General features: G+C 52.8%; 1 pseudogene. It reads right to left on the bottom strand.

Going from position 1 to position 248, the window contains the following annotated elements:
• Nucleotides 1-248: pseudogene (locus SB775_RS32365) on the bottom strand (ribonuclease J); the annotation flags it as partial.

The following is a 248-nucleotide window of genomic DNA, read 5'->3' on the forward strand; positions in this document are numbered from 1 at the left end:
TTGATTTTCTTTTCCAGTGTTTCCTGCAGTCGTTGACGGACGAGCATTGTCGCTTCCTGGATGAGAGACTCGGACCCGCGCACGTAGACGAAGCCACGGCTCACGATATCTGGGCCAGTCAGGATTTTGAAGTTTTTCATATCCAGGCTGACTACAACTACCATGAGGCCGTCCTCAGCAAGATGCTTGCGGTCGCGCAGCACGATGTTTCCAACATCGCCTACACCGCTGCCGTCAATCAGAACGAT

Source organism: Peribacillus sp. SIMBA_075 (assembly GCF_046534585.1).